This window comes from Acidovorax sp. HMWF018 (assembly GCF_003061035.1).
Lineage (GTDB): Bacteria > Pseudomonadota > Gammaproteobacteria > Burkholderiales > Burkholderiaceae_C > Acidovorax > Acidovorax delafieldii.
Window position 1 is genome coordinate 1 of the sequence record NZ_QAIM01000242.1, and the last position, 8,361, is coordinate 8,361.

Below are 8,361 nucleotides of genomic sequence, written 5' to 3' on the forward strand. Positions count from 1 at the left end.
GATCTACACCTTCGACTCCGCCATGACGGGCGCCCCCGTCCTCTCTGGTTCCGCTGGCGCTCTGCGCGCGTTGGTCAAAGCCTGCCTGGTTGACGGCTTCGGTGCTGGCGCCGTGGCGACGCTCACCGTGGCAGCGGGCATCGCCACCGCCACTTTTCCGGGCGCGCACCCCTACCGCGTGGGCTCGGTGAGCCAGTTCGCAGGGGCAACGCCTGCAGGCCTGAATGGGCAAAAGCGCATCCTCTCCATCACCACCAACGCCGTGACCTATGCCGCGCCTGGCATCGCAGACGGCGCGGCCACCGGCACCATCACCCACAAGGTGGCGGCTGCAGGCTGGCAGGAGCTGTTTGCTGGTGCACTTGCTAATGTGCTGTGCGTCAAGCCCACCGTGCCCGAGGCCACCGGCTGCGTCCTGCGGGTGGATGACACGGGCACCATCAATGCCCGCGTGCGTGCCTACGAGAGCATGACCGACGTGTCGACCGGGGCTGGGCCAACGCCGCTGGAGAGTCAGCTCGCGGGCGGTCTGTACTGGCCCAAGAGCAGCGTGGCCAACGCCACGGCGCGGCCCTGGTATCTGGTCGCCGACGAGCGTGCGTTCTACCTGGCGGCTGACCCTGCCGGTGCAGGCCGCTTCACCCTGCTGTTCGCAGGCGATATCGCCAGCTTTAAAAGCGGCGACGCCTACGGGTATCTGGTCACCGGCAACCAGGCCGACCAAACCTTTGCGACCACGGTGTCGGATGGGTGTTGCGGCTGGTCGCACCGCAGTGCCCGCTCTGGCGCTTACATGGTGCGATCGCACACGGCAATCGGGCAGTCGATCGCCATGCAGCGCCTGGGCGCTCACCACAACGGGTCCACAGCCGATGTCTATGCAGGCACTGCGGGGTATTCGCTGGGCACGTATCCCAACGGTCCTAACAATGGCCTGTTGACCAGCGTTCTGGAGCTGCATGCCATGGGCATCCGAGGCACGCTACCCGGGCTCCTGCATCCCGTGCAGGACTGTGGCGGTGCGTTTACCTCTGGCGTCATCGTGGACGGTACCGATGACCTGGCCGGGCGTCGCCTCATGGCGATCCGTGTCGCGCCTCCGTCCGGAAGCGTCACTCCTGGTGCAGTGTTCCTCGACATCACAGGCAACTGGAGCCGTTGATGGCCTCTGCACGGTATTGGAGGCTAGTGGGCCTGCGTGCCTACGCAGAAGGAGCCCTGGAGCTGGGCGGGCTGCATTGGCTGATCGCGGGCTCCCGTGTGGACAGCACCGCGACGCTCACCTGCAGCCATGCCCCGGCCTCGGGGACTCTGGCGGCCCTGCAGGACGCCGATGCGAGCACCCTGGTGCGCTTCAGTGCAAGCGCGGTGCGCTCGGGCGGGTTCTTCTTGTCCTGGGACTTCGGCGCTGCAGTGACCGACCCATACCCACGCATCGCCGCTGCAGGCCTGGCCGAGTTCCTCGGATGGGCCACATTGCAATACTCGACCAACGGGACAGCCTGGACCACCGACTTGAGCTTTGGGCGGGTGATCTATCCCGGTGCGGGGCAGTGGACCCCCAATGACCCGAAGTTTCGGGTTGACTCCCCCTCGGACTGGGATGCCGCGAGCAAGGGGGGCTCCGCAGCAATCTTCGGCCGCGAAGCTTGGGTAGGGAGCAACTTTTCTGGGATTGTCCGTACCAATGCGCCGCGCTCGAGCGGACGGCGCGTCTTTGGTTTGCGGCTGAGCGTGGTGAACCCGCCGCAGACCTTTTTTGGCGGGCTGGCCGCCCTGAGTGGGTGGGGGACTTACACCGTCGGGAAACACTGGCTGCTCTACGGTGAAAACGACTCTTTGTACTACTACCCGACCGCATCCATCATTACCGTGAGTCCAAATCCCGGCGCTCCCAAAGTGGTTGGGGATACCGCTTACTACGACGTGGACCTCGCCACCGGCTACATGGCGATCAAGAAGAACGGGGGGGCCTGGTCGCCCCAAGTTCTCCTGCCGAATTTTGTAGTGGGCGCCGACTACATCATTGATCTCTTGGCCCCAAGCTCATCGGGTGCCTCTGCCGGAGCAGTCCTGCTCACCACGGCCGCTGAATTGGGTGCAGTAATCCCATCTGGAGCGACCGCATGGGACAGCGAGTCGGGCACGAATCTGTTTGCCGAGTCGGTCGTGATGGCATCAGCTCCCCGCTCGCTGCTGTCAGCGGCCAGCGCACAGGTGCCGACAAGCGCGACAACCCGGTCAAGGGTGCTGCAGGCAAGAGATACCGAGTTCGGTGGACCCGGCACCATTTACGGCACCACCAAGACCAAGGGCGCGCCCAATACCCCCACCAAGGCCCGCGTGGTGCTGCATCACCAGCGCAGCAAACTGCCCATTCGTGAGACGTGGAGCCATCCAGTCACGGGTGCCTTCGCATTCACTGGCATCGACACCAGCCAGCAGTTTCTGACGCTGGCCGAAGACGCGGCGGGCAACTTCCGGCCTGTGGCGGCCAACAAGCTCACGCCCGAGGTGCTGTCATGAGCGGCACCTTCCGGGTTGGCCCCGTGTTGTCCCTGGCCCAGCTGGAGGCCGTCATCGCGACGGCGGACATTGGCCCCGGCCCCAGCAAGATTCAGCTTTACACCACCGCTCGGCACGCGGCCCTGGATGGTGCTGCAGGCGACTTGCCGCAAGCCGAGGTGGTGCTGGCCGTGCCTTGCGCCTCCATCGTGGGTGGTGCGCTGGTGCTGCATGTCGCGAACCCCGATGGCACCCTGGTGATGAGCACGGGCCTGCCGCGCTGGGCGCTGTGGGTCAACGGCGCTGGCGCCATCGTGGCCGAGGGCAGCGTGACAGATGAGGCCAATGGCGGCGACTTCTGGGTGGCCGGGGGCGTCACGCCACCTGGTGAGACCAGCCCGCTGCTGCAGGCCGGTGGCCTGGTGCTCCTGGGCGCCACCTCGCTCACATAAGGCCAGGCCGTGGCAAGCACCGATCTGCTCTTTGGTCAGCTCCCGAACCCTTCGGGTGGTCCTGTCGAGATCGTCTTTGGCGACGACAGCGGCCTGCCGCCTGGTGCGGTCGAGCTGCTGGCCAGCGGCACGATCACCGGGTTGCGCGGGCGGATCGGCGTGCGCGTGGCGACCAGGCTGCGGGCGGCGGGCACCCTCACGGGCCTGCGCGGCCGGATCGGTGTGCTGTTCGATGTGAACGTGGAGCGGCCCCTCGCTGCCACCACGGTGAGCGGCTGGCAGGATGCCCGGGCGGTGCACGCGAGCACCCAGGTGCGGTATGAGCAGGCTCAGCCCGTGCATGCAGCCGTGCAGGCTGTGTGGCAGGACGGCCGCACTGTGGGCGCCCCCCACCAGGCGCGCTGGCAGCAGGCACAGCCCCTGGCGGCTGTCGTGCGCCAGGTCATGCAGCAGGCGCAAGGCCTGGGCAGCGCCCCAGCCCTGCAGCGGTTTGAAGAGGCCGAGCGCCTGCGCTCCATGGCCCTGCAGGGCATGCAGCGGGCACAGCCACTGGCAGCAGCCCCGGTCCTGCAGCGGTTTGAAGACGCCACCCGCCTGCGCCACCTGGTGCAAGCCCGCTTTGAAGAGGCACTGGGCCGCCAAGCCGGAGTACTCAGCAGCTTTGGCCGTGCGGTGCCGCTGTCACGGGTGTGGGCCTCGCGGTACGAAGAGGCCCGCAAGCCACTGCCAGGCATCAGCAAGCCCGTGCAGCCGCCCGTCGATGACCCGTGCTACGTGCCCAGCCTGCCTGCGCACCTGGTGTTTGAAGAGCTGGCTGACAGCAGCCAACCCGTAAACCTGGTGTTCGTGTGCGAGAGGCATGGGCCGGGGCCGCAGCCAGGCGAAACCATCGTTGTCCCAGTACGGAGGACCTACATCGTGATCAACAACATCACCCTGCACCGGGTGGACACAGGCGCCGAGCTGCGCGCCTACAGCTTCAGCATGTCGCTGGACCACCAGTCCTGGACCTGGTCCTGGACGGCAACGCTGCACAGCGATGCGGCGGACCACCTGGGCCGCGACAGCGCGGGCGATCCGGCCGAGCTCGCGGTGTTCGTCAATGGGGTGGAGTTCCGCCTGCGGCTGGAAGCGAAGTCGCGGGACCGGCGTTTCAGCCCCACGCGCTGGGCGGTATCTGGCAAGGGCAAGGCCTCGGTGCTGGGCTCGGCCGACGCTCCCAAGCAGTCTTTTCGCAACCTGGTCGACCGCACGGCCCAGCAGCTCATCGCCGATGTGCTCACAGTCAATGGCGTGCCCATGGGCTGGACGGTGGATTGGGGCCTGGAAGATTGGCTGGTGCCTGCTGGGGCCTGGGCGATCCAGGGCAACTACATCGACGCCATCAATGACATCGCAGGAGCTGCTGGTGGGTACGTGCAGCCCCACAACACAGCCGCCACGCTGCGGGTGTTGCCGCGCTATCCCCTGGCGCCCTGGTACTGGGACAGCATCACTCCCGACTTTGAGATTCCGGCCGATGCGGCCGAGGTCGAGGGCACCGAATACATCGACAAGCCCGCATACAACCGCGTGTTCCTCGGCGGCATCGGCGTGGGGGTGTTTGGTCCGTTCACAAGGGCGGGCACAGCGGGCAACGTGATCGCCCCCCAGGTGAACCACGCCCTGATCACTCACCCGGACGCCCATCGCCAGCGCGGTATTGCCGAGCTGTCGGACACCGGCAAGCAAGAGCGGATCACGCTCAACATGCAGGTGCTGCCCGAAACCGGCGTGATCGTGCCGGGCAAGTTCATCCGCTACCTGGGTGACACCCCGGTGATGGGCATCGTGCGCAGCACGTCCATCGAGTGGAGCCGCCCGCGACTGCGTCAGACCCTGGAGATCGAGACCCATGCCTAACGCTTACCGGGAGTTCATGGACTTGATGCCAGACCAGCCCCTGGAAGTGGGCGAGATCACCTCCATCGCTGGGGGCGTGGCAATCATCACGCAACCAGGCGGTGGGGTGCTCCAGGCCCGGGGAGAGGGCACCGTAGGCCAGCGCGTATTTGTGCGTGCTGGACTCATTGAAGGAGGTGCGCCGACGCTGACGTATGTGTCGGCCGAGGGGTAGATCGATAAAAGACGGGCGACCTGGCCAAGTGCGCTAACACCTGGCCAAGCCCCCAACCTGCAGAAGTGACCTGCAAGCCAGGCAAGACCCGCCACTCTCGCGAGAGCGCGTCGAGCCTATCAGAGTTTTCGTACAGAGAAACAGGCTTGCAAATATGGAAGAGATTCGATGCGGCGCATGCAGCCGCAAACTCGGCGAGGGTGTCTACATCCGGCTGAGCATCAAGTGCCCCCGCTGCGGGGTCATGAATTCACTGAGGGCCGAGAGCCCCACCTCAGAGCGCCATGGAGCGTCCAACGTAACTGGAACCCACCATGGCACCCATCATTCCCTGGATCGGCGGCAAACGCCGTCTCGTTGACCTGCTGCTGAGCAGGTTCCCCGCCCATAGCTGCTACGTAGAGGTCTTCGCAGGCGGGGCGGCGGTGTTCTTCGCCCGCAACCCTGCCGACGTCGAGGTGCTGAATGACGTCAATGGTGACCTGGTCAACCTGTACCGCGTCGTGACGCACCACCTGGAGGAGTTCGTGCGCCAGTTCAAATGGGCACTGACGAGCCGCCAGGTGTTCAAGTGGCTGCAGGAGACCCGGCCCGAGACGCTGACCGATGTGCAGCGCGCCGCCCGGTTCTTCTACCTGCAGCAGCAGAGCTTCGGCGGCAAGGTCGCTGGCCAGACTTTCGGCACGGCCACCACCGCCCCGGCCATCAATCTCCTGCGCATCGAGGAGAACCTGTCGGCCGCCCATCTGCGCCTGGCGGCCGGGACTTATATCGAGAACCTGGACTGGGCGACCTGCATCGACCGCTACGACCGCCCGCATACCCTGTTCTATCTTGACCCTCCTTACTGGGAGACAGAGGGCTATGGTGTGCCGTTCCCATGGGAGCAGTACGAGCTGATGGCCGCCAAACTCAAGCAGATCAAGGGCAAGGCGGTGGTCAGTATCAACGATCACCCAGCGATTCGGACGTGCTTCGCGGGGTACGACATGGAGGAGCTGAAGCTGGACTACACCGTGGGCGGCGGAGCCAATCGCGTGGAGCGTGGCGAACTGGTGATCTACAACTGGGACCGTACGGTCGAGCCCGCTGGGCTCTTCTAGCGCCACTGCCCCGTGTATCGAGCCCTGAGCCAGGCGGTCATTCCACGAACGGCAGCGGATACGACCTCGGAGCCCGGGCCGCACAACCAGGTCTGGGGCCATTCGCTCAGGTAGCCTGCGTCGCAGGATCTCCCGTGGATCAAATAGGTCCCGTCTTGGTTCTGGCGGACTTTGCCGTCTCCCAGGTGCACGGTCAGCGGAGGGAGGGGTGAGGGTCCGTCGAGGTCGGCGGACGTATAGAAGGTACAGATCCGTTCACCCACTCCAGTGTCCTTGCTCACTATCCAGCCGGTGTGGAGGGGACGGCTGAGAATCAGCTCGGATGGCAAGTAGACGCCGCAGAAGCGCAGTTCAACAAGTCTGCAAGGCCATGCGGCTTGCTTCCTGTCCGAGTTTGCTCTCACGCTGCCGGGGGCGCCGACCGTTCTGAACATGCCTGGGGGTTCCATCCCCCAAGCGTACACTTTGCGCAATTCCTTTTCGTGCCGCGAAACGGATTGCCAGGGGCATTTATCGCAACTCGGGCGGCTCAAATATCGCGGCGCGCTTCAGCACAGGGTCGCCAGTACGAGTAGCCCCCCCCCAAGGGATAAAGGCCAATGCCCCCGCCCGCACTGCGGCGGGTGAGGGCGCGTACCATGCCGTGAACGTTTTTCCCCCGAACTGCATGGAGACCTCCCACATGGCCCACAACCAACAAACCATCACCCTGGGCGGCGGCTGCTTCTGGTGCACCGAAGCCGTGTTCGACCGCGTGCGCGGCATCACCGATGTGGAAAGCGGCTACACCAACGGCCACACCATCAACCCCAGCTATGAGCAGATCTGCCAGGGCGACACCGGCCACGCCGAGGTGGTGCGACTGACGTTCGATGCCGACGAGATCAGCCTGGAGGAGATCCTGGAAATCTTCTTCCACACCCACGACCCGACCACGCTCAACCGCCAGGGCAATGATGTGGGCACGCAGTACCGCAGCGGCATCTACTACGACAACCCCGAGCACGGCGAGATCGCCAACGCCATGATCCGCCAGATGTCGCAAGACAAGCTGCTTGGCGCACCCATCACCACCGAGGTGAAGCCGCTGCAGAACTACAGCACGGCCGAGGCCTACCACCAGGACTACTTTGCCAACCACCCCAATGCAGGGTACTGCGCGTTTGTGGTGGGGCCGAAGGTGGAGAAGTTCAGGAAGACGTTTGCGCGGTATTTGAAGGGCTGACGCTGACGCGCTGGCGGCTGCCAGAGGGGCGGGATCCGAGTCTTGCGCTCTGGGTTCAATGCTTGGAGGGAGCAAATTCGTTCAGAGCGAGGCTGCAGGCAGGCATAATGCAACCCGATTGCGTTATGCGCAGTTCATCCGCACCACCCATGTCTTCCCCGTCCCCTCAACGTCCCCAGCCTTGGTCGCTTCCCCCCGGAATGCGCGCCACCCGCGCCACACGGGCGTTGGCGGCAGTTTACGAAGCCCGGCCGGATGCGGCCCTGTCAGAGCCCGAGGTCGAGGCGGCCCTGGCTGCAGCGGGCGTTGCGGTCAACAAGGTTACGGTCTACCGCATGCTTGACCGTTTTGCTGCCGCAGGGCTGCTGCACAAACAGATCGATGCCGGCCGCGTGACGCGCTACGCGTTGGCCCCACAGGGGGAGGAGGGCGCGGCACCGCGGTTTGAATGCGACGACTGCCACCGCCAGTTCCGCCTGTCGCAGGGTTCTGCCAAGGTGCAAAAGGCGCTCCAGCAGGTGTTGCAGGCGCTGGCCACTGCGGGGCATGAGAGTCTGGCAGTGGACGTTGCCGTGCACGGACGCTGTGCCGACTGCGCGCACCCGGCAGAGGGCGCTGCCGCATGATCCGCACCCGGGGGCTTTCCTACACCTATGCTACAGGCGGCGCCGCACCGCTGAGCTTTCCGGATGTGGACTTGCGCCAAGGCGGCACGCTGCTGCTGCGCGGGCGCTCGGGCACCGGCAAATCCACCTGGCTGGCGCTGATGGCCGGCCTGCGCGGTGCCAGTGGCGGCGACCTGTTTGTGGCGGGCACCCAGCTGGGCACGCAGCGTGGGGCCGAGATCGATGCCTGGCGCGCGCGCACCATTGGCTTCTTGCCGCAAAAGCTGTACCTCAGCAGCGCACTCACCGTGGCGGACAACCTGGCGCTGGCGTACTTTGCAGCCGGGCTGCCGCG

At 65.5% G+C, this 8,361-nt stretch carries 10 protein-coding genes; all 10 read left to right on the forward strand.

Annotation, left to right across the window (positions count from 1 at the left end; translation table 11 throughout):
- Window positions 1–1,162: hypothetical protein (locus tag DBR23_RS08640; protein WP_108497967.1), on the forward strand; the 1,162-nt coding region annotated here is incomplete at its 5' end.
- The gene (locus DBR23_RS29925; protein WP_199227667.1) at window positions 1,162–2,526 is read left to right on the forward strand and encodes a hypothetical protein; all 1,365 of its coding nucleotides are present in this window, start codon (window positions 1,162–1,164) and stop codon (window positions 2,524–2,526) included. The genes DBR23_RS08640 and DBR23_RS29925, both read left to right, overlap by 1 nt.
- On the forward strand, window positions 2,523–2,957 hold the full coding sequence (locus DBR23_RS08650; RefSeq protein ID WP_108497968.1) for a hypothetical protein: 435 nt from the start codon (window positions 2,523–2,525) through the stop codon (window positions 2,955–2,957). Before DBR23_RS29925 ends, DBR23_RS08650 begins: the two co-directional genes overlap by 4 nt.
- 9 nt (window positions 2,958–2,966) lie before the next feature.
- The gene (locus DBR23_RS08655; protein ID WP_108497969.1) at window positions 2,967–4,859 is read left to right on the forward strand and encodes a hypothetical protein; all 1,893 of its coding nucleotides are present in this window, start codon (window positions 2,967–2,969) and stop codon (window positions 4,857–4,859) included.
- A complete protein-coding gene (locus DBR23_RS08660; RefSeq protein WP_108497970.1) occupies window positions 4,852–5,073 on the forward strand; it encodes a hypothetical protein in 222 nt (73 codons plus the stop codon). The genes DBR23_RS08655 and DBR23_RS08660 overlap by 8 nt, the downstream gene beginning before the upstream one ends.
- A gap of 154 nt (window positions 5,074–5,227) precedes the next feature.
- The gene (locus tag DBR23_RS08665; RefSeq protein WP_108497971.1) at window positions 5,228–5,434 is read left to right on the forward strand and encodes a Com family DNA-binding transcriptional regulator; all 207 of its coding nucleotides are present in this window, start codon (window positions 5,228–5,230) and stop codon (window positions 5,432–5,434) included.
- Entirely contained in the window at window positions 5,388–6,176 is a 789-nt protein-coding gene (locus DBR23_RS08670; protein WP_108497972.1) for a DNA adenine methylase, read from the forward strand. The genes DBR23_RS08665 and DBR23_RS08670 overlap by 47 nt, the downstream gene beginning before the upstream one ends.
- Window positions 6,177–6,858: 682 nt before the next feature.
- Window positions 6,859–7,401, forward strand: a complete 543-nt coding sequence (gene msrA / locus DBR23_RS08680; protein WP_108497974.1) for a peptide-methionine (S)-S-oxide reductase MsrA — start codon at window positions 6,859–6,861, stop codon at window positions 7,399–7,401.
- Window positions 7,402–7,601: 200 nt separating this feature from the next.
- Window positions 7,602–8,027, forward strand: a complete 426-nt coding sequence (locus DBR23_RS08685) for a transcriptional repressor (RefSeq protein WP_099730289.1) — start codon at window positions 7,602–7,604, stop codon at window positions 8,025–8,027.
- Window positions 8,024–8,361: ATP-binding cassette domain-containing protein (locus tag DBR23_RS30405; RefSeq protein WP_233250349.1), on the forward strand; the 338-nt coding region annotated here is incomplete at its 3' end. The genes DBR23_RS08685 and DBR23_RS30405, both read left to right, overlap by 4 nt.